At 51.1% G+C, this 1,500-nt stretch carries 2 protein-coding genes and 1 pseudogene; 1 reads left to right on the top strand and 2 read right to left on the bottom strand.

What is annotated here, in order from left to right; translation table 11 throughout:
* On the top strand, positions 1–267 hold a 267-nt coding region (locus LH464_RS24320), incomplete at its 5' end, for a hypothetical protein (protein ID WP_226788969.1).
* 516 nt (positions 268–783) lie between these two features.
* Here LH464_RS24320 and LH464_RS24315 read toward each other — a convergent pair.
* On the bottom strand, positions 784–1,098 hold the full coding sequence (locus LH464_RS24315) for a hypothetical protein (protein ID WP_226788968.1): 315 nt from the start codon (positions 1,096–1,098) through the stop codon (positions 784–786).
* A pseudogene (locus LH464_RS24310) lies at positions 1,095–1,500 on the bottom strand (hypothetical protein); the annotation flags it as partial. The pseudogene LH464_RS24310 and the gene LH464_RS24315, both read right to left, overlap by 4 nt.

Below are 1,500 nucleotides of genomic sequence, written 5' to 3'. Positions count from 1 at the left end.
CCTTCGATGGCGGTCAGATCGCGTCTGATCAAAAAAGAGACGACGCACAGCGGTGCAAACGGTCGCAGGCCGGCGCCCGTTCAGGATGCAACAGACAGCGGTCTACGCGTGTGCAAATCCCAAAGCATCAGATGCCGGAGCCTGAGGAAGAAGGAGGCGGAGGTGAGAAACCAGCATCTGACAGCTGCTTTTCAGCCCGCCAACCGTCCGGTTTCTGATGTGAAGCCGACCACCATTTGCTTCCGCTCTCAATCCACTGGAGTCTAAGCTCTTCGTGTGAAAAGCCCGCATCATCATATCCAAACTGTGTTCCACAGCTTGGGCAAATTTCGAAAGATGAACAGCCAGATCCATCATATGCGGGCTCTTCGAGGCTCGGATACCCGCAGACCGGACACATATGAACGCTACTGTGCATTAAAATAGTCCAACGCAGACGAATATTTCGAAGGGTCATAGCCAGCAGCCTGGGCTGCAACGTCATCTTCCGTTGCAGCCATCACCGGTTTTTCGAGCTGCAACGCCAATTGATCTATCAATCGTGATCAGCGTCATATCGCCGGAGTTATCCACCACGGTATTGCCGTCCCCGTTGAGCCGGCGCTGTTGAAGAATACTGCACGATGACCGAATTGAGGTGTCTTAAGACCGGATTCCATCCCCGTGATTGTTGCTCCGCTTCCGGCAGCGAAGGCGCATTGAGCGTACAACAGCCCCTACATCAACCATGGAATGCTTTCCGAAGACCAAAAATGGATGAACAGAGCCACGCCAGCGTCAAGATTAGCCTTTTGGCAATTTCTCTGAAACCCGCACAAATTCCTCTGCCGTCAACCCCGTGAGGGTGGGCATCTCCCAATCAAAAAAGCGTTTGTCATCCACCGCGTGTAACACCAGCGACCTCAGGCCCATGAGCTCGCGCGTAGAAAATTCGCCGAGCGCGAGTTGTTCGTGTAGGACTTCGTAAATGTAACGCGCTGGGCCACTGGGTGTTGAAGAGCACAGGACTATATCGCCACGCTCATCTAAGACAGCCAAGGCTTCGTTGATCATTTTTAGGAGAAGGTCCTCAGTCTGGATTTCATTTTTGATAGTCATTGGTAGGGTACCGCTCTAATTGGTAGATTCGAGACATAAGTTGCCCAGTTTTGTGGCTGAAAAGCGGTACCGCCGTCGGAGGCACTTGGATTACGAACAACAACAGTCCCCGTTGATTCTTGAAGGTAATATATCCGACCGTCTGTCGTGTATCGAATACTACTTGGATTTTTAAGAACATTTTCGATATGGCTTGCGTACTGCTCTCTGGTTGCAATTCCAAGCCCAGCAAACTCTCCTTGTTCTATTACGTGTTTGTGAAAGCCATGGCCTCCTGCGATGCTTTCCGCAGCAAGCTGGTTTCTTAAAAGCCAAGCGTTGTAAAGGCTGTCAGCACCCTGAAGATTAATATTACCAGCGGAATCTACCGCAACCTCTATTACGTCGTCGCCTTTCTTGAGC

It is taken from the genome of Pseudorhizobium xiangyangii (genome assembly GCF_020531965.1).
In the GTDB taxonomy this organism is placed as follows: domain Bacteria; phylum Pseudomonadota; class Alphaproteobacteria; order Rhizobiales; family Rhizobiaceae; genus Neorhizobium; species Neorhizobium xiangyangii.
This window is presented reverse-complemented; position numbering and strand designations above follow the sequence as displayed.